The organism is Pseudomonas sp. CC6-YY-74, assembly GCF_002025205.1.
GTDB classification, from domain to species: domain Bacteria; phylum Pseudomonadota; class Gammaproteobacteria; order Pseudomonadales; family Pseudomonadaceae; genus Aquipseudomonas; species Aquipseudomonas paeninsulae.
Map to the genome: position 1 here is coordinate 3,468,286 of NZ_CP019947.1, position 23,011 is coordinate 3,491,296.

The following is a 23,011-nucleotide window of genomic DNA, read 5'->3' on the forward strand; positions in this document are numbered from 1 at the left end:
CCAAGCCTGCAGCTTCAAGTTTGAAATACGGGCTGAAATATCTTCTGGTCACTTAACACCTCATTGCTGGGCGAAGCTTAACGCCCTATCGGGGAGTCCAGAATCATTGAGCCACAACATTTTTCACCCACTATCACGCCGGTCTCTGCTGTTTCAACTCGGCACAGCTAGATACTTAACCGTGAATCACGAACCGGCGCGGCCGTCAGCGCCCCATAGGCCGGCAGGTGTACTCTGATACTCGGCTTCGACCCAACGCTGGCGCGCGTCGACCATGTCAGAGGCGACCACCTGCGTGGTACGGCCTCTAGCGAGTCAGGCCTCGACCAGCCGTAATAACGCCAGCTTGAAATACACCGGCGCCAACCCGCCGTGCTCTGGTCGCTCTGGGCACGGGCCAACACCTCGCCTCCGTTTGTCAGAGCAGAGGCACGCATGCGGCTGGTGCCCCACCCAGCTATCCGCCTCATCCCGTCACACGACGCCGCCGTCGACGTCCATGGTTTGGGCAGTCATCATGCGGCGGGCCCTCTGCTTATCGTTTCAAGCATTGCACTTATTATATAAATTCAGGGATTGTAAACCATCGTCCCTATAGCAGACGCCTTGGTCGACCGCTCCTCGATTGCTCCTAGTGACTACTACCGGCGGGATAAGGTGGGGCTGGATCACTATAGATAGCTCACCGGCTCCGCCCAACTGTATTGATAGGAATCAAATAGGTTAGCAATTTGGTGGTTATTCAACCCGACTTAATCATCACGCCTCTCCTATTTCATCTCAATCAACAAAGCACCAGACTATTATCCCGGAAACATCATAACGCCCAATCAGGTTGACTCCCAATTAGCGAATATTGCACTCCATTCTTCTATGCATATCCTGCGGTAGACTTGATCACAAGATAATCATGTAGCCCCCACTCCGCATGCTCTAGACCATTACCAGATTGTTTATATCCACCAAATGGAGCCCGCGCATCCCAATCCGCGCCATTGATCCAAATGGACCCGACCTTGAGACGTCGAGCGATCATTCTTGCCTTTTCAATATCAGCACATTGAATGTATCCGGATAAACCATAGACAGAGTCATTGGCAATCCGAATGGCGTCCTCTTCGGTTTCGTAGGGAATTAATGCGATCACCGGGCCAAAGATCTCCTCGATCGCAATCGTCATCTTCGGAGTCACATCCGCAAATACGGTTGGTTTAACGTAGTAGCCCCGATCCAAACCTTTAGGCCGACCGATGCCGCCAGCAACCAACGTTGCGCCTTCATCGATGCCTGATTGAATTAATGACTGAATCCGATGAAACTGCAATTCATTCACAACCGGCCCTAAAGAAACTGCTGTTTTGGGGTCGCCTACAGTATGTTTATTCGCCGCCTCTTTGGCGGCACGCTTTGCTTCTTCCATGCGTTCTGCTGGTACAAGCATGCGAGCTGGTGCACGACACGCCTGTCCACAATTGATGTAGCATGCGTCAACGCCGTCCTTGACGGCCTTCTCAAGATCCACATCTCGCATGATCAAGTTAGCAGATTTACCTCCTAGTTCCTGGGTCACCCGCTTTACCGTATCGGCCGCAGCCCGAGCAACGGCAATTCCAGCTCTGGTAGAGCCGGTGATAGAAATCATGTCTACGTCGGGATGACGCGACAAAGCCTCTCCAGCGACCTCGCCTGAACCCGTGATATGGTTGTAGACGCCAGCAGGGAAACCCGCTTCGTGAATCAGCTCCGCAAAACGGATCGACGAAAGCGGTGAGTATTCCGAAGGCTTAGCAACAATTGTGCAACCAACCGCCAAAGCTGGAGCAACCTTGACAACCAATTGATTCATTGGCCAGTTCCAAGGAGTGATGAGTGCACAAACACCGATCGCTTCTTTTGAAATCAACGTATTGCCTCGGACTTCTTCAAACACCTCCTTTTCCAACGCCTCTATCGTGGCTTCGAGGTGAGCGGTACCCACCCAGGCTTGAGCTGCGCGAGAGAAGGCGAGCGTTGTCCCCATTTCCTCGACCATCAACTCGGAAATTTCATTATAGGCGGCGTTATATAGCTCGAGTAGGCGTCGCAGGAGCCCGAGACGCTCTTCCTTGGTGGTCATCGAGTAACTGTCAAAAGCTGCTTTCGCTGAGGCGACTGCAAGATTCACGTCCACTTCATCGGCCATGGGAATAGGGTAGATCTGCTCTTCGGTGGCCGGATTGGTGAGCTGATGGATGGTTTGACCATGGGGTGCGACCCACTTTCCACCAATGTAGAACTTATCAATGTTAATCATGCATTCTCCTTGAGGTCTTCTCAATTAATACCTATCAATAACGGTTTGTTCTATTGCCGTCTTTCTAACTCCTTAACGCAAGCCGCCCTCCATATGGATGGACTTTGAATCTCTACGTAACACTGTCATCATTAATACCCTGACCAGGGAGCTTGGTACGAGCATCATGATCCCAAAGTATCCGCAATAATCGGAGTAAGTTAGAATGATCGGAATAAGTTAGATAACAAAGACTGTGATCGCAAAGCCCACTCCCATCTGAAAGGCCCGCGAAGAGCCAACAAACCGGGCATCGGACAGTTCCGTGATGGCCGTCGAAAACTGGGCACTATCCGCCATGACCGTGAGTCACCAGAGCAGTACGACCAACACGAAAATCCAAAAGGGTCTATCGTAGGCGAAACTAATCATCAGCACAGTCAGCCCCGAAGTGCCTATCATCAGGATCGAGGTGGGGCACCGTCCGGTCTTGTAGGCCAGCCCCACCGATCAGACATACGTTGCCTCCATGGCGGCAACGGCAAATGTCAGTGTCGGTACGCTCGCAAACTCCAGCCCATCCGTATTGGCACTACATAAGTAAGAAGCCAGTCCAACATCGCATAGAGCTCTCACATGTGTCCGAAGTAACCAATATTTCTGTTTCCCCTTTCAGGAAAGGCTTATTTCAAAGCAGGGCAAAATGCGTCCGCCGATATTCTGGGGTTTGAAGCGCAGAAGCTCCCCTACCGTCACGGTTTTTCCATCCGTCAATATGAGGCTGAGCATGGTTGCTCCTTCCGCCAGCTCCACCAATCCAACTATGTAGGGAATGGCAGGGATCCAGCCTGGATGACCGGGCTTCCATATCTGGGAAAAGCTTTTAAGACGACCAATTCCATTGGCATCCCGCCACTCCAACGCATCATTCCAGCAATGTGGACAGATCGGGCGGGGGTAGAAAATACCCCTCTCACAAGATGTGCAGTGCTGGATCACCAGACGCCCCTGCGCCGCGGCATCCCAGAATGGCTTGGACAGTTCAGTGACCGTCGGGCCGGGAACTTCAAGTCTGCTGTAATCGGTCATAGGTCGGCCCCCAAAACTAGGGCGACAGCCTCGGACATCGTGGCACCGTTGCCCGTGACAAGTGCGCTCTGACAGTTTCTAATTTGGCGATTGGGTGCTGTGCCGCGAATTTGGCGAACGGCTTCAACAACATGGGTCATGCCACCGGCAAGGTCCGGCTGGCCAAACCCCAATTGCCCTCCATGAGTGTTGATCGGCTGGCGGGCGTCCGGGGACATGCCGCCATTGTCTCTGAGCCAGGTCCCGAACTTGCCCGGCGCACAAAGCCCGGCGTCTTCGATCGTAATCGCCGCCATGATGGTGTAGCAGTCATAGAGAGACAGGAAATCGATATCGCTCACATCCATCCCCGCCTGTCCCAGTGCCCGCGCAATAGAGGGCTTGAGCGGCCCAGACGTAAGACTGGGTGCCTGACTGACCGCACGATGGGTCACTTTTTCACCTGCCCCGTTAAGGAACACCGGCGGATGACGCAGGGACTTTGCCCTGTCTGCCGTGGTTACAATCACCGCATCGGCGCCAGCCACCGGCATCACGATCTCGAATAGATGCAAGGGTGACGCGATCATGGGCGAGGCCAGGACCTCCTCGACCGAGGCGGGTTGACCGTGGAAGATTGCCATTTCGTTGTACTGAGCATTCGCCCGTGATCCGGCAGCGATCGCAGCATAATCCTCGGGACGACACCCATAGGCGGCCATATGGGCCTGCATGAGCAACGCATAGGACGTGTTTGCCCCGGACGCCCCGAACGGCGTGTCGAATTCCCGCGCAGGGTTTCGGTTGGGAGCACGCAGTGCCGGCGTGTTGCGGTGGTTCCCGATCACACACAGAACCGTTTCACATTGACCCGCCGCGATAGCAGCCGCAGCACGCCAGATCATGCCGAGGCCTGAGGCACCGCCAAGATCAACCATATTGGCCATGGTAGGTTGCATGCCGAAGTATTCGGCCACCGTTGCCGGGACATGTTGTGGGGTTTCGCCAACCTGTGGAGCGACCAATAACCCGTCGACCTCCTCGGGCGACAGCCCCGCATCGGACATGGCTTCTGCTGAGACCTTCATCAGCAATTCCATGGTGGTAACACCTTCGGTGCGCCGCTGTGGTTTCAGCTCGCCAATGCCAACCAAGGCTGCCCTTGAGCTCATGTGTCTCATAAGGCGGCGTCTCGAGTCAGGGATTTGTATTCGTCAAGGCATTGCGGGTTTGCCAGCGACCCGATGTTCTTGACCGGCAAGCCGGCCAGTGTCGTGCGCGCCGCGCTTTCAACTCGTTTGCCGTTGATCGTATACGGCACATCCGAAACCAGGTGGATGCGGGCGGGCACATGGCGCGGTGAGGCCTGGGTGCGGATGTCTTTGCGCAACGATGTCAGGGTATCGCGCGAAACGTCTGCGCCCTCGGTAAGTTTCAGGCACAAGACAACCTCTTCGTCGCCTTCGTTATCCGCACCAAATACGAGAAAGTCTTCAAACTCAGGATAAGTCTCACAAACGGCGTAAATCTCCGAGATTCCGATCCGTACACCGCCTGGTTTGAGAGTGTTGTCCGAACGACCATGAACATAGGCACCGCCCGTATACGTCAGCTCGGCCACGTCACCATGCGTCCAGATTTCGACGTGTTCGTTGAAATAGGTGTCATGGTAGCGCTTGGTTCCACCCTCCCCCAAAAGGTCAATGGCATGGAAGGAAACGGCTCCGTGCAGACCAGTTCACCACGTTGACCGACAACCGGACAGTTTCGGCCATCAAACACATTGACCGCGTGCCCCAAAGCTTTGACGGTCAATTGTCCGCGGCGAACGGGATGCAGCGGGGATCCGATGAGGAAACTACCGAGAATCTCGGTTCCGCCGGAAATGGACGCAAACGACATGTCCTGCTTGACAGCCTGATAAACCCAGTCGAACTGGTGCGGCAGTGTCGGTGCACCGCAGACAAGCAGGCTGCGCAGATTCTCGAGATTGACCTGCTTGCCCGGATGGTAGTTTTCAGCAGCAAGCGTGGCGAGATATTTCGGGCTGACGCCCACATGAGTCGCTTTGGTAGCCTCGACAGTGGTCCAGAGCGGAGAGCAATCCAAACCACTTTCGGTCTTTAGAATCAACGCGCCATCATAGAGAATCACAGTTGCTTCGGCGGCCAGAGCTGAAATCAACCAGTGATACATCATCCAGGCCGTATTCGTGTACCAGATCACGCTATCGCCTCGGCGGACGTCACCGTGCAGGACATGCTCTTTGAGGTGCTGCATCAGCACACCGCCCGAGCGATGCACAATCGCTTTGGGTGCGCCCGTGGTCCCCGATGTATACAGAATATACGCGGGATGATCGAAGGAAAGGCGTTCAAACACGAGTTCTGCATCCGAGCCGAACTCGTCCTGCCGCACTGCGTTCAGACCTGGTGCAACATCGCCGCTGCCGCTGACAACCAGTTTTTCGACTGATGGCATCTTTGCCATGATCGCGTTGATACGATCAGATACATCATGCTGTTTTCCACCGTATCTGTAGACAGGTGCCGCAAAGAGAACCTTGGGTTCGACCTGTCCGATCCGGTCGATGATCGCGGCTTCGCCGAAATCCGGTGAACAGGACGTCCAGGTGCCGCCAATCGCCAAAGTCGCCAGCAGGGCAACGAGCGCATCGATATCGTTCGGCTGGATGCCCGCGACACGATCCCCAGGCTTAACACCTGCATCGCGCAAACCCTGAGCGACTTTGGCGACCTTGGTCCGCAACTGGCCTCGGGATATGCACTGACGATCGCCCAGTTCATTCATTGCGAAAATGGCCGTGGCATTTTCATCACCGCGGAGGAGATTTTCGGCAAGATTCAGCCGTGCCTCCGGAAAGAAGCGCGCACCGGTCATCCATGCCGCTTCATCGGGCTGGAAGGCCGTTTGCCCCTTGTCACCAATGACGTCGCAAAAAGCCCAAAGAGCGGACCAGAACTCACCCTTATGGTCAATCGACCAGCGATGCAGAGTCTCATAATCCAACGGATCAAACCCATTGGCTTCGGCAAAGCGCCAGATCGCTGAGGATTTTTTCTGCTCGTCGCTTGGTGTCCACAAAATGTCGTTGTTGTGATTGTCAGTCATCGTAGTCCCAATCTGAATAGGCGTTGGTTGCATGTTCATTGCGTTACCTCCTCTGGCACCATCACGCTGTCAAAGATCAACTCCGCCAAGTCACGAACAGCAATTTTTCCTTCCGCACCGACAGCCTGGATCGCAGCCGTGTACATGACGACATCCTTGGGACAGGACACGACGAAGTAGCTTACATCGCCAAGTTCCAGTGCTTCATGGATGCGGTTTTCACTGGGGCGTTCACCTGTCGGGTTGTCTACCATGAAGATGCGCCCGCCGCCGGCACCGCAGCAGAACGAGTTCTCGCGGTTTCGTGGCATCTCTTTAAGTGTGTGCCCCATCGCCGCGATTAGATCGCGTGGCGCATCGAAACCACCGTTGTAACGTCCCAGGTAGCATGGGTCGTGGTAGGTCACATTCGCGCCAGAGGTCGGGTTCACCTTCAACTTCCCTTGCTTGATCAGCTCCAGAAAAAGTTGTGAATAGTGAACAACTTCGAATTCGGCCCCCAGGGCCGGATACTCCGACTTCAGCGCATTCAACGAATGCGGATCTGTCGTCATGATCCGGTTGAATTGGCAACTTTTAAGCTGATCGATATTGTGAGTAGCCAGCAGCACAAAAAGACCTTCGTCACCGGCACGGCGGATATCATTTCCGCTGTTGCGCTCGCCGTCATACAGGATGCCGACATCCACACCGGCTTGCGCCAGAAGCTCGCCCACCTGCACTGTCAGTTTCTGGGCGCGCTCATCAAAGCTTGCGAAATCACCTACGAACCACAGGATGTCGACCGGTTCACTACGTGCATCCTTGATTTTGTAGGACAGTTGCTTTGTCCAACGCGCTCGCTGCTTGGAGGGTTTGCCGAACGAATTCCCTTGGTTTTGGAAGTTTGTCAGGGTGACTTGTAGCAGTGGCTCGACATTGCCTTGTTCCACCATGGAGCGGCGCAGTTTCACGATCTTCGGCACATGCTCGATATGTACCGGGCAAACCTCCATACACGCACCGCAGGTTGTGCAAGACCAAAGAGTTTCCTCATTGATAATGCCTCCTGCGATAGGAAACTTGACCTCTTTGTCAACTAGCCCTTCATTAGCGAGCATGCCGTCTCGCAGGTCGATGATCAGCTGTTTCGGACTAAGCGGCTTACCTGCCGCATGAGCTGGGCATACGTCTTGGCAACGGCCGCATTCGGTGCAAGATAATGTGTCGAAAAGATCCTTCCAGGTGAAGTCTTCAAAACGCTCGACGACGTCGCTTGCCATCCCTTTCTTGGGTGGACTGGGAAGTTGCCCCTTTGGCGTGAGTGGCCGAAAGTATATATTGAAGGCCGCCAGGAACATGTGCCGGTGTTTTGAACCGGGGATATACACGAGGAATAACAGGACGGCGGCAACGTGTAGCCAGTAAAACACTTCACGCGCCCTGTTCGCGGTCTGCCCATCGACTCCCAAACTGACCAACGCTTGCGCCAGAGCAGAAGAAACTGGGCGAAAGGGGTGAGGCCCTGCGGCCGCCGCGACAATCTCCGACGCAAACTCCAGCAACATCGTTGTGACGATTGTTGTTGCTAGTACGTAGATGATCGTTGCGTCAGTTTGCTTGGAACCGATGAATCGAGCTGGTTTGCGGATGAACCGCTGCCAGGCCGCCATGGCGAGACCGCTAAGGATAATCAGGCTAAAGATCTCCTGAAGCATCGCGATCCAGGTTTCACCGCCGATAGGCGCTAGGCTGAAGCCCGGGAAGAGACCGCTACCGAAAGCCTGAATGATCGCAGTCAGCAAAATAAGAAAGCTGCTGAAAATCATCAGATGCAATACACCGGAATAGCGAATTTTGAGTAGTCTGCGATGCAGGCCAATATCTCCAAAGACGCCACTCAATCTTTCCTGCGGAAAATCCGTACGGGTCAAACTCTGCGCTCTTGTCAGGGGGCGCAGCCTGACCCAAAAGCGCCAGGCTGTAATGGCAAACGCAGCAAGCGTCACCAACCAGAGAATTGGAGTATGCATGCTAGACATATCGCTCAGCCTCCGTTTTCCAGGCGCTCGGTCAGCGCCGGCAGCAACTGGAACATGTCGCAGACCGCCCCATAATGTGCCTTGCGAAAGATCGGCGCCTGTTCGTCGGAATTGATGGCAATGATCAGTTCGCTGCTTTCCATACCTTCCAGGTGTTCAGGGGCACCGGAGACGCCTGCCATCAGATAAAGCTTGGGTTTCACCTTGGTACCAGACTTGCCTACCTGACGAACCTTCGGAAGCCAGCCTGCATCGATCACCGGACGAGAACCGGCTATCTCCGCCTTGAGAGACATTACAAGCCGTTCAACCATAGGTAATTTTTCGACTCCACCAAGCGCCCGTCCAACACAGACAATTTTGTCCGCATCAGCCAAGTTCACGCCTGAAGAGTCCGGCAAGATAAGCTCACTCACTCGGATTCTGGTCCCAGACAGATCTACATCTATCATCGTGAGGCTCGGTGCCGCACCGGACACCTCGCCTGCCTTGGCTGCGCCAGGCATGACCGCAATCACCGCAGGCAGCTGGACAGACGTCTGAGCCATTAATTTTCCGCCATAGACCTGCGAAGTTATTGACAACTTGTTGTCAACGGACTCAATTGCTGTCACATAACCCAGCATTTGACGATCGGATCGCACGGCCAAGGCCGATGCTAGGTCAACTCCAGCAGTGCTGTAGCTGGTCATGACCAAATCAGGAACGTGTGTTTCGACCACATTGCTCAAAGCGGTCAGAATGGCGTCAGGGTTGTAGTGTTCGACCGCTGCGTCCGCCACACCAAGTACACTGTCAAAACCGTTCAATTGTGAGGCAAGTGCGCTAACTGCCTCTGCATCACCGGCGCAAACAAAACCTTGGCATTCGGCACCAATCGATTTGGCCAATCGAGCCAATTCAAACGCAGACTCAGAAACTGTCCCATTGACGTGTTCTATTAAAATCAGCGCTCGCATCAGACCATCCTCCTTTCGACCAGTATTTCGTAGATTCTTGCGGCAACCGCAACTGCATCACCTTCTATCATCTCGGCTCCACCACTGGTGTCGGGCAGTTGTAGCGTTGTCGAATACGAAAGGTCGCCCCCGTACTCCACCGACGGATCCATCTTGGGAACATCGACGTTCAGAAGCTCGCGCAATTTGGAGCCGGCCACATAGCGTGGAGGACTTGTAGCGGTTTGCAGGCCGATGACTGCAGGTAGATCGATTTCAAGATGCGCGGCCAAACCGCCTGCATACTCCTGACGGACCATCACGGTCGAGCCGCTCAACCGCACGTCAGAAATGGCCGAGGCTTGCGGCCAGTTCAACCTGGCCGCAAGTTGAGGCGCCAGCTCTCCATAGAGGTCATCGGTCGACAAAATTCCGGTAATCACAAGATCCGGGTTCAGCTTCTCGATAGCATCGACAAGCAACGGCGTTCGTGCCCGGGAAGAAGGGGCGGGAGAGTCCTCATCGCGCAGGATCAACAAAACTTCGTCGGCGCCTCGGGCCAGAGCAGTTTTTAGCAATCGCTCTCCCCCATCCGCTTCGACCGCAATGGCGATGACCTTGGCGCCGGCGGCTTCCTTCAGAAGCACAGCCTGTTCAAGAGCCTGGTCGTCCATGGGATTCAGTTCGAGGCCTATCCATTCCCGGTCAATATCCTTGCTGTCATCTGTCAGCTCTAGCTCATCCGTCAACACGGGATTGAGCCGCAAAATCACCACTATTTGCATTGTTTTGAACTCCAGTGACTACGAAAGATGCCGTGTATCGCGGAAGATGTTGCCGCGAGCCTTGACCCTGTCCAACATGCCGTTAGCCAGGTATTCGGGGGTTTCGTAAGGATCGTAAGGTGGTGCTTCCTGACCGGGATACCCGACAGCAGCACGCGCCTCATCGGTCATCATGTATCCACCTGTGGTCACGGCAGTTAGCACGGTCCATGCGCCGCTGTCTTCGCGCGCCAGGGCATTCAATGCCGCTGAAGTATCCTTACCGGCGCAAAATTCGATTGCGCGCCGAAACCCGTCTTCGAGATCAGGTCGAATCCGCAAGACTTCGTCCAGCATGTGCAGGTGAACGCCAACTGTCGTTGCCGCCGGACGGTCTTTCCATGCTGGGATCAAGTAGTCGGCCAGCTTCCCGTAGTTAGTGCGTTCCTCATCAGAAAAGATTGTCATTGAGCCGTCTCCTCTTTACGTGCTTCTTTAATCATTTGAGTTGCTTGGCGATGCGCCACGGCCATTAGGGTCGCCGTTGGGTTCACGCCCCCACCGGTAGGGAAAGCGCTCAGATCAAAGACGTAAAGGTTTGGGACATCGTGACTTTGTCCGTATTGGTTCAGAACCGAATCTTTGGGATCGTTACCCATCCTCGTGGTACCAAGGAGGTGCCAGCCGCTTTCACGCATTTGGACTTGCTTGGAGGTGGACTTCGCGCCGGCAGCCAGTAGGGATTCCTCTGCTCGATCTGCGTTGAATTCCAGCAATTTTCGAGAGTTCTCCGACGTTTTGTAGATAACCTTCGGCGCTGGAATTCCGTCGCTGTCCACAAGTTCGTCATCGATAACAACGCGGTTAGATTCTTCGGGAAGGTCTTCACCTACAATCGCCCATAGCGCAGTTTTGCCGAATTTATCGTCGATCATTTGGTGCCAGTTATCGCCCCATGAATCTTCAATTTTCCCATCGTCCGAAAAGACTTCTGAGCCAACAAATCCTTTGGAAGACAACGGACCGCCAGCGGCCATTCCACCCCACTTCGCGCCACGCACAAAACCGCGTGATTTATCTGTTTCATAGAACTGCAGTGAGTTAATCAACTGCCCAGATGGCCCGTACCAACTTTCGATATTTTCTTCAAAATGGCCCATGACCAAACTGAAGGGATGCATCATCAGGTTCTTGCCCACCAGTCCGCTAGAGTTCGCAAGGCCATCCGGGAAACGCTTGGATTTTGAATTGAGTAAGATACGAGGTGTACCTATAGCGTTCGCGCACAAGACGACAGACTTCGCCATTTGCTTGCGCTTGCGCCCGTTCTGGTCGATATAGATGGCCCCAGTGACACGCCCCAGGTTGTCGTCATAGATAATCTCGCTGACACGTGCGCCTGAGATCATACGGTGGCCGTACTTCTTGGCCTCTTTGAACAGAACCAGATCGGGCGACCATTTCGCCGCTTCCGGGCAACCGAACATACAGGTGCCGCGGCGGGCACAGGGATTCTGGCCTTGCCAGGGGATCGACGGCATCGCATTCAGGCCCGGCCACCAGTGCCAACCCATCTTGTCCATACCTTCGGCAAGCTTCATCCCGGTCTTTCCGATCGGAATCTGTGGTGTGGGATAGCCTGCCTGCGCCGGATAACTCGGGTTACCCTGTGTGCCCGAAGAGCTAACGAGTTTTTCCACCGCTTCCAAGTGCGGTAGAACCTCGTAATAGTCGAATGGCCAGTCGACGGCGACACCATCAAGCGACCAGACCTTGAAGTCGGACGGAAGGAACGGGACCCAGTGACCAGCCCAGATCGTGGCACTGCCGCCAACGGCTGATTGCATCAATGGCTCGACATCGCTTTCCGAGGTGTTGATCGGATAGTCACGCTCGCGATCACGAACGTTAGGCGAGGGATGCCATTGCTTCCCACTCGCCAGTTCAAATTCCTTCTTATCACCGGGATAGTCACCCGGATCGAACCAGGTGCCCTGCTCCAATGTCACCACCGACATTCCTGCTTCGGTTAAGAGCTTTGCGGTAACCGCACCTGAAGGACCAGACCCGATGATTAGAACGTCAGCCTCCTTCGGCACCTTAGGTGAATTCGTCATGTAATGTCCTCTCTTGAGAAAGATTTATTATTAACTTATTGGACGGTGATACTTGAAGGGCACAGAAACAGAAAGAGGCCTAATTAATTCACAGGACCAACACTTTGAATGTCACTGAGTAGAAAAACGATATTTGAAATACTATTCATGACCACGAAAAAAACCAAGTTATTTGATCTGAATGCAGAATATAGAAATACTAAATCGCGCTAAAATACACGATCGATACTTAGCCGAACCCGAGTCCTTAACAGCCAAGAGTCATCCAGGAACAATCATAAAATAATGGTTTTATATGCGACATTTGGCGTTATTAATATTTCTCAACAACAACAACAACAACAACAACAACAACAACGCACAAAAATGATCAGCGACGGAAAGCCAACAAATTCCAGAAATATCGATTCTGAAAGAAAAACTTACCACCAAACAACTCGCGCGACACTAACCATTGCCTTGCGGCGCGCACTCGATGAAGACCGGGTAAAATAAGTAGAAAAATCTGGAGGCACCTAACATTCGATCCACGTTAAATCACGCAGCTGCCTCGTCGACCCCATCAAGAAAGTATTCCTATATTTTTTGGTGCATTTGAGTCGCCCACCATCGATTTAAACGCTTAAGCATCTTTTTATTCTTTGGTGTATTTTTATAACACATAAGGCTATGCATTCATGAATTTGGCCGCTCTAAGTCCCTCACGGAACACTCCGACTCATTTCACAAGTCTCTTAATCCGACACTATCACTGACCACAGGTTTTGGCCCTAGGAAGAACTAGTTCACTTTAACCACAGGTAGGCTATCTCCATATTTCTTATCGCGTCCTGGATACCAAGGTACGCGTCCTTGCAGGACACCGGTCTTGTCGATTATCTCCGCCACACTTTCCTCCATGCGGAAAGCCATCACATGCACGCCCGACACACCCTCTATCTCGGCTACTTGTTGGATGATTTCGGTGCAAATCTTCTTGCCTTCTTCCTTCTGATTATCAGAACCGGCCAGACGCTTGATAACCGCATCGGGAATATGAACACCCGGCACATTGCTGCGAATATACTCAGCTGCCCGGGCCGAGGCGAGGGGACCGACGCCAACGAGAATAAACACCTTTTTATCGAGGCCATAATCACGGACCCGCTTCATATACTCTTCCAACATGGGCACATCGAAACAGTATTGGGTTTGAATATATTGCGCCCCGGCAGCGATCTTCTTGGCCAGTCGCTGCACACGGAACTCGTGATCCGGCATAAAGGGATTGGCTGCCGCTCCCAAAAATACCTTGGGGGCAGTGGTCAATTTGCGCTTGCTTTCGAACTGGCTGTAGTCGCGCATTCCGCGAATAATCACTAGGGCGGACATACAATCCAGATCAAACACAGGTTTGGCGCCGGGGTGATCACCGTTCTGCACTCCATCGCCGCTTAGACACAACATATTGGACACGCCCATGGCAGCCGCTCCCAACACATCGCCCTGAATAGCAATGCGGTTCCTATCGCGGCAGGAAATTTGCATAATCGGCGAGTAGCCAACCCTGGTCAGCAGCGCACATACGCCAACGCTGGACATATGACAGTGCGCACCTGAACCATCGGTGGCGTTGATAGCGTCCACATAGCCATCGAAGATCCGCGCCCGCTCGTAAACGTCCTCAGGGCAAGCCGAATCCGGCGGTGCAAGCTCCGTGGTCACCGCGAAGGTACCCATGCGCAGCAAACGCTCCAAGCGGCTAGGTGAAACGTGTCCTTCCAGAATGGGATAAAGAACTGCTGGATCGACAGGTTCATCGGAGAATCTCATGGCGTTTCTCTTTTGATTTTTAATCTTTACACAGATTTAGGAGCGCCTTCGGCGCGGCGTTTTTTGGCTTCAGACATTTCACGCGTTACCCGCAACCAGGAGGAACGTCCCGTTTGGGTATGATCCACAGGCAATTGAACAATCTGTATCAAGTTGCCATCTTGCATCTTGCGTGCCCCTTTGGCCGCTTCAACAAAGACACAGCGCATATCGGCATCGATTTCACAGTTACCATTGGCGCGCACACCGCCGCAGGGGCCATTGCGTAGGGTCTTAGGGCAATTCATCGGGCAGGACATGCCGTTCGATGACAGCATGCATTGGCCACACATTTTGCAATCGAATAGGAAACCCTTTACCGCTTTTTCCACCAAGGCAAATGGCTTCTCTATCCGTTCATAACCGATCAATTTCCACAGTGGATTTAACCTAACCATCGTTTTTTCAAACAGGTTGTAAACCAACTCCATTAGACCGGCATGCTCAACCGACCAATAACGTACACTTCTCATTACACTATTCCTCCACGACCATTCTTAATGGTTAGCCGGCGTATTCCAGAAGCCCAAAGCCAAGTCGCCTATTGCCACCGGCTGACTGTCAGTCCCTTGGCTCTCAGCTCGACGACAGCTTTGACCCGCGAGCCTTAGACTCTCGACAACCATCCTCAACGGCAACCAGTTCCTTGCTCCCATACTCCGTAGTCACGCTGATAACCACCATAACTGCCGATATTTTCTAAATAATACAGATCAGATTCTTTTTCCGAAATCATTTGATCTGAACTTATAGTTTAGATTTTCTAATCAACGTAGCGGACCAACAAGCTCCTTCCCTATTTGTCCGCTATGCATAGGAAGTACGGTATGCCGCGTACTCATGGACGCGCGCATGCGATCACGCCACAGGTTGTTTAATCAAAAAAAGTGGCGCAGGGATGCGGACATACTGGACTTTTTTTGGGGAAGGAGTAGCGTTGGTTTTGGACCATCGTTTCTGAGGACGGTCCAATGATGAAGCATCTCTACTTCATACATTAACCGGCCGGATTAAGGTTTTTACTATGAACGATTGGTTACCTTCCCTAAATACGTTGCGCGCCTTTGAGGCTGTGTCCCGACATTTAAGTTATCGCCTAGCGGCAGATGAACTCTGCGTAACTCCTGCGGCTGTCAAACAGTTGGTCGTCAAGCTTGAAGAAGCCGTTGGAACACCGTTATTGAAGAGGCAAGGTCGCGGTCTTGCATTGACCCTTGCAGGCATCCGAGCGAGCGCTGACCTGATCGACGCATTCCGAAAAATATCTAGGGCTGTTGAGAAAATGCGATCGCCAGATCAGGATACGCAGTTGATCGTCTCCGTCGATCCATCATTTGCCTCAGCATGGCTCATTCCCCGATTGGCTGATTTCAAGATCAAACACCCGGCCATCGAACTACTAATTGACTCAACGATAAAGGTTATCGATCTCGATCGTAGTAACGCTGATATCGGCATTCGTTTTGGCGTAGTAGATCACGGGAATATGGTTGTGCACCGTCTTTTCGATGAAAAGCTCTGCGTCTTTTGTAGCCCCGTGCTGGCGAAGGGCCCCCCGGAAATCACTCGCCTGGAGGACCTTGAAAATACAACCTTGCTGTGCTGGGATTTATCGCATTTAGAATTAGCATCAAATACGAGGAAATGGAATCAATGGACGCACTGGCTTTCGCATCTGGGAGCCGACCACATCAAGCCTGGCGAACGTATTAGATTCACTGATTACAACTTAGCGGTCCAGGCAGCGATCGCCGGACAAGGATTGATTCTCGGTAGCCAGCCAATCCTGCAAAACATTGTCGACGCAAATCTACTTATTAATCCCTTCACCGCATCAATTGCAACAGACATCGGGTACGATCTTGTCACAACTGAGGTTGCGCTATCACGCCCCAGCGTTGTCCGATTCATTGAGTGGATTCAAGCAGAGGCTGCAAAATAATTATACAGCCTGTCATAACTGTAGTAGGACCAGGGATACCCAGGATAGCAGACACATTGTGTTTCGGTGTTCTGGCACATAGATGTCGATTGAAGGGGGTCCATCCCAGTGCTTTAAGCAGTCAATCGCTTTGCCGCATTTAGAGTGTTTAAGAGTAGGCATGCTATTGTCATCGGACCGACGCCGCCCGGCACCGGAGTAATTGCACCGGCAATGAGTTCAACCGCCTCGAAGTCAACATCGCCACACAGCTTACGCTTGCCATCTTCATCAACTGCATTGATGCCTACATCAATCACAGTTGCGCCTGGTTTAATCCAATTTGCTTTAACCATTTTCGCCCGGCCAACCGCTGCTATCACTATGTCCGCTTGGCGGCACAGATTTTCAATGTCGCGCGTACGTGAGTGTGCGATGGTCACGGTACAATTGGCTAGCAACAATAGGGCCGCCATCGGCTTACCGACAATATTGGATCGACCAATGACTACCGCAAATTTACCACTCAGGTCTTTGTGTATCTGCTGTAGCATGATCATGCAGCCCTGCGGGGTGCATGGCACCTGTACTGATCTCCCGGAAGCCAGAGCGCCTACGTTCAGCGGATGGAACCCATCCACGTCTTTTTTCGGGTTGATTGATGAGATAATTTCCTCTTCGCTTAAGTGGTCAGGCAAGGGCAGCTGCACCAAGATGCCGTGAACCGACGAGTCCTGGTTCAACTCTTCAATCAACGTATTCAGTGTGATTTGGGAAGTACCCGCTTCTAATCGATGCTCGATGGAGATAATCCCCACTTCAGCGGCACGCTTAATCTTGTTGCGGACATAAACTTGGCTTGCAGGGTCTTCGCCGACGAGTATCACTGCCAGCGCAGGGATGACCCCATTATAAGCCTTTAGTATTTCGACATCGCGGGCAACGTCTGCGAGAACCTGTGCCGATATCTGCTTGCCGTCAATTAGTTGAGCCATGCTGTTCCCAGTCCTTATTTGAAAATTACAGTTTTATTTCCATCTAAGAAGATCCGATGTTCGACATGCAACTTTACTGCACGTGCCAAAGCCATGGTCTCAGTATCACGACCGACAGTAACCAATTCATCTGAGCTGTACGTGTGGGAGACGGGTTGTACGGACTGTTCAATGATGGGCCCTTCGTCCAGGTCAGAAGTCACGTAATGCGCCGTTGCTCCGATAAGCTTAACGCCTCGTTCAAAAGCTTGATGATAAGGTTGTGCACCTTTAAATCCTGGTAAAAATGAGTGATGGATATTAATAGCTTTCCCATGTAACTGGGAGCACAGGTTATTTGAAAGTATCTGCATATAGCGCGCCAAAACAACCAATTCGCTGCCAGTTTCGTTCACAATATTAAGCAGTTCGGCCTCTTGTTCCGCCTTGTTCTCTCGCGTCACTGGAAGATAGACATACCGAATTCCTTCCCGTTCGGCCATGGAACGGAGATCCAAATGATTGGAGACCACCGCAGTAATCTCAATAAACAGTTCGCCTTTACGGTACCGGTAGAGCAAGTCATCCAGGCAGTGATCAAACTTAGAAACCATCAACAGAACCTTTGTTGGGCGAGAAGAATCATGTATGGCCCAATTCAGGTTAAATTTTTCCGACACATCAGAAAATCCACTTGTTATCTCTTCGATAGCATGAGTGGAATTTTCTAGAATCTTAAACACGAGGCGCATAAAAAACTTGTCTGTATTTTCATCATCAAACTGCGCAGATTCGACGATATCACAACCTCTACCCGCTAAATAAGATGTTACCCCTGCAACAATGCCTGGAGCAGCACTACAGCTGATAGTCAATATAAAACGATTGGCGTTATTAATTTTTTTTGACATGACACAAACCTATAAGTCAGATGAAAAGTACTTGATCATTATCAGGGACAGACTCGTGACTCCCGAAACTCCTCATTGCTGAACAGTTAACAGCTTGGCTGGGATGAATAACGGTTAGACACCCAGTCTGCACATTTTGAATGCAGTGATTAAAGCGAGTTTTTATACATGGCCACCTGTGAGCGGCGCCATAATGAGGCAGTCAAAACCCAACTTTTTGGTAAACTTAGGCTATTTCATCGCTAAAAATGCAGCATCGTGTGCTTTCTGGAAAAAGCATCCTGCAAAATGGATTAACGATCGACCCTAATCTCAACACAACATTGAAAAGTCGCCCAGAACCCAAACAACGATAGACTGGGGCTTGATAGATAAGTTTTTTATAATTCCAATCAAAACATCTGAAGACTTGCCCTTTTCAGCGAAAATCTTCCGATGGTGATTGGTCAATGAGGACGCGAACCAAGATCGCGCCCGCCCGCTGCATTCTTATGGAATTGTCTTATCCTGCCCCCGTGGGATGCGTTTTTCCTTATCGTAGAAAGGCAATTCCACAATCTCGCACTCCACGGTCTCTCCGTTCTGATTTTTCATTGACAGCTTCTTTCCAGCCCAGTCTCCTGACTTCTTGAAACGGACATAGCCAATTCCGCAGTTCAAATATGGTGACCAGGCTGCGGCGGTGACGTGACCAACCGCTGAAGAACCATCAAGGACTTCCCCGCGATACTCAGGTGTATCCGCCTGGCATTTCACACCGTAAAGCGCCACCTGCCTATCCGCGTTCTGCAATGCATCCCGGCCTACAAAACCCTCTTTATCTACGTCGACGAAGGCACCAAGCCCAGCCTCAAAAGGCGTCATCGAGGTGTCAAAATCGGTGACATTGTCCAAAATACCAGCCTCAATTCGTCGGATCTCCATTGAGGCCATACTTCCATAGACCATGCCATGCGGGACTCCGGCAGTCATCACGTCATCCCAAAGCTTTTTGTGATCTGTTTTGCCCCCTTCAGAATAGATTTCGTATCCCAATTCTCCGGTCCACCCCGTGCGGGAGACATAAAGCTCCTGCCCTTTAATATCGTAGAAACCGGATTGAAAATACCTCATATCGTCATTAACCGCTCCACCGGTCAGATCGGACATGATTTTCATAGAATTAGGGCCTTGTATTTGGAGTACGCGCGACTTTGGGTCAGATATTTTCACATCGAACCCGTCACTAAGCGCCATCAACCAAGGCTCCAGTGCACCATCAGGCTGCACGTACCAAAACCGGTTTTCACCCATCTTGAACAGAATACCATCCATGAAAGTGCCGCCGTCATGGGTACAGGCAATAGCATAGAGCCCCCGCCCTTCTTTAAAATTCTCTATGCGACGAGCAAACACACGCTCCATGAAAGGGACGGCGTCCGGCCCCTCGATTTGCCAGGGTTTTTCGGGCACATCATACAGAACAGCTTTTCGACGTAGTGTCCAATATGTATCTATCGGATCTTCGCCATTGAATACACCATAGTATCGTCCAGCAACAACCCCAAGAACTGTGCTTGAGTTTGCGTAGAAGTCATAATATGGAGACTTCTCGAAGCGCCTCGCGCCGACTTGAACAGTGTTTTCCGTATCTGAATGAATTGAGTTACCCATCAATATAGACCCTCTGCTATAAGACTGCATACACTGCTGCCAAAATATTCGTTATTTAGATTAAATAGATAATCCAACCAAACAAACAACACCTACGCGAAACATGCTTTAAATATAAGGCGTAACAGATAAATTTAAAATTCATTTGATCTACATCGATAATTTACTTTATCTGACACTTATCGGGTAACCAGCTCCTTCAAGGGATGAGTCGTTACTTTTTTCGTGGACACCTTCAGGCTTAAACTAAGGCCCACCAAGAGGTGCCATGATCAACCAGCGTTATCCCGGAGAATTCAAAATTGAAGCCGTCAAGCAAGTGACTGATCGCGGCCTACCCGTTACCGAGGTTGTTCCACGACTGGGCATGTTCGTACATAGCCTTCATGCCTGCCAAAGCACTACAGCATGCTTGTTGAACAGACCTTATCTTTGACTTGTTTTCTAGGCAGATCATCGGCTGGTCGATGAAGTCGCAAATGACCACCCGCTCGTCAATTGATGCGCTGCTGATGGCGGCACGGTAGCGCAGGCTGAAACAGGAAGTGATGACCAATTCAATTCAAGGTAGCCAGTACAGCAGCACTGATTAGCGCAATTTTCTTAACGCCAACAACTTGACTGGTATCATGAATTGACGCGACAACTGCCAATACAATGCCGTAGCATGGAGCTTTTTCAGTTGCTGTAACGGGAACGATTCAAGTGAGATATCTACATCACGCTACAGGATGCTCGTGCTGATGTGTTCAATTACACCGAATTTTACAACCTCTAAGTTCGACACGGTTTCGAGAGCCCGCTATCCCCAGCAGGGTTTGCATGGCGACATTTAGTAAGCTTAGAGAGTGTCTAGAAAATCCGTGGCGATTCATAATCGTAGTCCTTATCGAGAGGCTGTCGTCATGGTACCTCACTAGAAAACGGAACCCAGTGTGCGGTTTGTTGATAGTTTCCGAGAAACGATCAGCGTGTATCTAAAGAAATAGCGGCGATCCAATATTTCTAATGAACGGCATTAGAGAGCATTCACTCTACTAATGCCGTTCATTATTCTCTCAAATTATTCTAGCCCGCTTAGCAATAGATCAGAGCACTTGTTGCTTAGCAAGTTCTTTGTCAGAGCAATCGTTACCAAGTTGCTTACGACGTAGGAATATCAATGTGCCGACCATACAGTAGATACTGATCGAAACCATTGCAATCCACTCGATCTTCAGGGGAGTGAACTGAAAGAACAGAATAAGCCCAAACATCATTGAAAAATTTAAAGCAATATAGCCAGGTAGTTTAAGCCGCTGCACGGTTAGGTTGAGACTAACTGTGTAAAGGCGGATCAGCGAGTCGAATGAGTTCACCACAAAAACGATTCCAACAACTATCATTGCTACATTGAGTGCTCCCGCCACAGCCAGACCGGTATCAAAGTAATAGAAAAGAACCGTAAACCAAATCAATAGGGGAATTGAGGGGCATACCAACAACGCTATAAGTAACTGCCAGGTCTTGATCCCCCCAACGAAACGAGCCACGAACTGACCGATCATGATACTCCACGTGGTCCACCAGGCAATGTAGAAGCCATGATAATCGTTAAATGGCTTCAAAAAGTGCTCCACATTGACGACATAATCTCCCGCTAACGAAGCGGTTTCAGCGAATTTGATAATCCCCATTTCCGAGTTAATCCACATAACGCCAATTAGGCCAAAGAACACCCAAGTAGATGAAACACTAAGAATCTTAATATAGCGTATATGAGTGCTGGACATTACAGCAAAAAGAACTACAACTGCGACTAATGCATAGCGTGCCGAGTCACTGATGCCTTCGATATAACTGGGCAAATAATCCATAAAGAGCCAGCCAGTAAAGGCACAAGTTGCAATAATAACAAAATTATTTGCCAATTTTATTATCGGGATTTCAAAAAGTTGAAGCTTAGGCTCAATGACGCAAAAATAGAAAGTTGGTACAAAATAGAAGAGCCAAACCAACCCTCCCCAAAAGCCAAACTCTATTGCCAACGGATTGGTAAAACTGTAATCAGGCTTCGATGCGTAATCTGGAAACTCCATCAACGGGAACATAATCAACCCCACATCCAGACCTGACGTAAATAGAATCGCAATAAACACAAAGAGGGAAGAAGGCATTGAGCCCTTACAAGTGGTATTGCCCCAGCGTAACAAGAACACGAGCACAACACCTATTATCGTTACAGAAAAAACTGACAAGATAGTAATCATATCTTCTCCAAGATATACAAACGGGCAGGAATAATTGTTATTATTTTGGCAGCAAGCGAAACTACAACAAAGCTTCGTCTGCCAAACCGACGTTTCAAATATCAGAAAAACAATGAATTCTTACCACCTCCTTTTTATTTTTTATTTGATTACCAGCAGACTTATATCAATTGTTAAAGTATTGCAACCCATTGAAAATATAAAGCCATATAATCTAAATTCAGCATTAAGATTAACTTATGTACTCAAATTATATGGGAATCGCCATCGGCGCCTAGGGATGGCCTAGATGGACGCCTCCCGGAGCTCAATAGGTAACGTTGTTGGCTTTTAGGTAGGAGCAGTCTATATCCGGCCTGTTTACGCAGACCGAACGCATGCTGGCCCTGATGGAATTCGCTGACTGTTAATCAGCGTGCAAAATTTTCCAGATTCCCGGGGTAAACACCGTCCAATAGTTTCCACCCTGGTGGTGTGCAACTATCCGATCGTTGAATCGCCCCGGGTTTTCTAGGCATGTTGGCGCTGATGGAAAATTGACCCATTCTGCCGATTGAAATTTGGCCCAGGGCTGGTTGCTGATTTTTGCAACAGCAACTGTGGATACGTTTAACAGCGGAGCTGCTTTTGCATCCCTTCCTTTCGATCGTCCCAGTCGGCGACTGAAGACCTGCCACATACTTCATGTAGCAGACCATCCATTGCGTAAAATCAAAACAGTTCGTCAACCGCCGTGTCGTTGTCGCCCTTACGTTTTCGCTCGCGTGATTTGATCTTTGCCTGAGCCGCCAAGCGGCTGTGTTGCAGGCGGTAGGACTCGTTGCCCGTTTCGACGATATGGCAGTGGTGCGTAAGCCGATCCAGCAAGGCGGTGGTCATCTTGGCGTCGCCGAACACGTTCGACCATTTTGCGAAGCTCAGGTTGGTCGTGATTACTACGCTGGTGTGCTCGTAAAGCTTGGACAGCAGATGAAACAGCAGGGCACCGCCTGCCTGGCTGAACGGCAGATAGCCCAGCTCGTCGAGGATGACCAAATCCATGCGCAGCAGTGCCTGGGCAATCCGCCCGGCTTTGCCGTCGTGCTTCTCCCGCTCCAGCAAACCTCTCGATGGACGCTGATCGATTCGATGAGTCAGGTC

18 protein-coding genes and 2 pseudogenes are annotated in these 23,011 nt (G+C 51.1%); 3 read left to right on the forward strand and 17 right to left on the reverse strand.

Going from position 1 to position 23,011, the window contains the following annotated elements; all coding sequences use genetic code 11:
• Positions 1–871: 871 nt before the first annotated feature.
• The 10 genes from B2D37_RS15780 to B2D37_RS15820 form a co-directional block, all read right to left on the reverse strand.
• The gene (locus B2D37_RS15780) at positions 872–2,293 is read right to left on the reverse strand and encodes an aldehyde dehydrogenase family protein (RefSeq protein ID WP_079203577.1); all 1,422 of its coding nucleotides are present in this window, start codon (positions 2,291–2,293) and stop codon (positions 872–874) included.
• A 651-nt stretch (positions 2,294–2,944) separates the two neighbouring features.
• Positions 2,945–3,361: a Zn-ribbon domain-containing OB-fold protein gene (locus B2D37_RS15785; protein ID WP_079203578.1), complete on the reverse strand. Its 417-nt coding sequence runs from the start codon at positions 3,359–3,361 to the stop codon at positions 2,945–2,947.
• The gene (locus B2D37_RS15790; protein ID WP_371915403.1) at positions 3,358–4,521 is read right to left on the reverse strand and encodes a thiolase family protein; all 1,164 of its coding nucleotides are present in this window, start codon (positions 4,519–4,521) and stop codon (positions 3,358–3,360) included. Before B2D37_RS15790 ends, B2D37_RS15785 begins: the two co-directional genes overlap by 4 nt.
• Positions 4,518–4,961 carry a hypothetical protein gene (locus tag B2D37_RS23445; protein ID WP_218190330.1) on the reverse strand — a complete coding sequence of 148 codons (444 nt, stop codon included), beginning with the start codon at positions 4,959–4,961 and terminating at the stop codon, positions 4,518–4,520. The genes B2D37_RS15790 and B2D37_RS23445 overlap by 4 nt, the downstream gene beginning before the upstream one ends.
• Entirely contained in the window at positions 4,949–6,511 is a 1,563-nt protein-coding gene (locus tag B2D37_RS15795; RefSeq protein ID WP_218190331.1) for an AMP-binding protein, read from the reverse strand. The genes B2D37_RS23445 and B2D37_RS15795 overlap by 13 nt, the downstream gene beginning before the upstream one ends.
• Positions 6,508–8,484: a heterodisulfide reductase-related iron-sulfur binding cluster gene (locus B2D37_RS15800; protein WP_177345235.1), complete on the reverse strand. Its 1,977-nt coding sequence runs from the start codon at positions 8,482–8,484 to the stop codon at positions 6,508–6,510. Before B2D37_RS15800 ends, B2D37_RS15795 begins: the two co-directional genes overlap by 4 nt.
• 14 nt (positions 8,485–8,498) lie before the next feature.
• Positions 8,499–9,452 carry an electron transfer flavoprotein subunit alpha/FixB family protein gene (locus B2D37_RS15805; RefSeq protein WP_079203581.1) on the reverse strand — a complete coding sequence of 318 codons (954 nt, stop codon included), beginning with the start codon at positions 9,450–9,452 and terminating at the stop codon, positions 8,499–8,501.
• The gene (locus B2D37_RS15810) at positions 9,452–10,216 is read right to left on the reverse strand and encodes a hypothetical protein (RefSeq protein ID WP_079203582.1); all 765 of its coding nucleotides are present in this window, start codon (positions 10,214–10,216) and stop codon (positions 9,452–9,454) included. The genes B2D37_RS15805 and B2D37_RS15810 overlap by 1 nt, the downstream gene beginning before the upstream one ends.
• A gap of 18 nt (positions 10,217–10,234) precedes the next feature.
• Positions 10,235–10,663, reverse strand: coding sequence for a hypothetical protein (locus B2D37_RS15815; RefSeq protein WP_079203583.1), 429 nt, complete (start codon positions 10,661–10,663; stop codon positions 10,235–10,237).
• Complete coding sequence (locus tag B2D37_RS15820; protein ID WP_079203584.1) at positions 10,660–12,312, reverse strand: GMC family oxidoreductase; 1,653 nt, start codon at positions 12,310–12,312, stop codon at positions 10,660–10,662. The genes B2D37_RS15815 and B2D37_RS15820 overlap by 4 nt, the downstream gene beginning before the upstream one ends.
• A 285-nt stretch (positions 12,313–12,597) precedes the next feature.
• Between B2D37_RS15820 and B2D37_RS23180 the strand changes: the two genes are divergently transcribed.
• Positions 12,598–12,807: a hypothetical protein gene (locus B2D37_RS23180; RefSeq protein WP_154067105.1), complete on the forward strand. Its 210-nt coding sequence runs from the start codon at positions 12,598–12,600 to the stop codon at positions 12,805–12,807.
• Positions 12,808–13,092: 285 nt separating this feature from the next.
• Here the strand turns inward: B2D37_RS23180 and B2D37_RS15825 are convergent, their stop codons facing one another.
• A complete protein-coding gene (locus B2D37_RS15825; RefSeq protein WP_079203585.1) occupies positions 13,093–14,124 on the reverse strand; it encodes a methylenetetrahydrofolate reductase in 1,032 nt (343 codons plus the stop codon).
• Between the two features lie 26 nt (positions 14,125–14,150).
• Positions 14,151–14,636 (reverse strand): methylenetetrahydrofolate reductase C-terminal domain-containing protein, encoded by a 486-nt coding sequence (locus B2D37_RS15830; protein ID WP_079203586.1) that lies wholly within the window; start codon positions 14,634–14,636, stop codon positions 14,151–14,153.
• 551 nt (positions 14,637–15,187) lie between these two features.
• On the opposite strand from B2D37_RS15830, the gene B2D37_RS15835 reads away from it, so the two are divergent.
• Complete coding sequence (locus B2D37_RS15835) at positions 15,188–16,105, forward strand: LysR substrate-binding domain-containing protein (RefSeq protein ID WP_079203587.1); 918 nt, start codon at positions 15,188–15,190, stop codon at positions 16,103–16,105.
• Between the two features lie 113 nt (positions 16,106–16,218).
• Here the strand turns inward: B2D37_RS15835 and folD are convergent, their stop codons facing one another.
• The 3 genes from folD to B2D37_RS15850 form a co-directional block, all read right to left on the reverse strand.
• Positions 16,219–17,079 (reverse strand): bifunctional methylenetetrahydrofolate dehydrogenase/methenyltetrahydrofolate cyclohydrolase FolD, encoded by an 861-nt coding sequence (folD, locus tag B2D37_RS15840; RefSeq protein WP_079203588.1) that lies wholly within the window; start codon positions 17,077–17,079, stop codon positions 16,219–16,221.
• A gap of 14 nt (positions 17,080–17,093) precedes the next feature.
• Complete coding sequence (purU, locus tag B2D37_RS15845) at positions 17,094–17,969, reverse strand: formyltetrahydrofolate deformylase (protein WP_079203589.1); 876 nt, start codon at positions 17,967–17,969, stop codon at positions 17,094–17,096.
• Between the two features lie 489 nt (positions 17,970–18,458).
• Complete coding sequence (locus B2D37_RS15850; protein ID WP_079203590.1) at positions 18,459–19,622, reverse strand: aminomethyltransferase family protein; 1,164 nt, start codon at positions 19,620–19,622, stop codon at positions 18,459–18,461.
• Between the two features lie 268 nt (positions 19,623–19,890).
• Here B2D37_RS15850 and B2D37_RS24225 point away from each other — a divergent pair.
• A pseudogene (locus B2D37_RS24225) lies at positions 19,891–20,013 on the forward strand (transposase); the annotation flags it as partial.
• A 697-nt stretch (positions 20,014–20,710) separates the two neighbouring features.
• On the opposite strand, the gene B2D37_RS15860 reads toward B2D37_RS24225, so the two are convergent.
• Together B2D37_RS15860 and B2D37_RS15865 are read right to left on the reverse strand one after the other, a co-directional pair.
• On the reverse strand, positions 20,711–21,871 hold the full coding sequence (locus B2D37_RS15860; protein WP_079203592.1) for a BCCT family transporter: 1,161 nt from the start codon (positions 21,869–21,871) through the stop codon (positions 20,711–20,713).
• 711 nt (positions 21,872–22,582) lie between these two features.
• A pseudogene (locus tag B2D37_RS15865) lies at positions 22,583–22,972 on the reverse strand (ATP-binding protein); the annotation flags it as partial.
• Positions 22,973–23,011 lie beyond the last annotated feature (39 nt).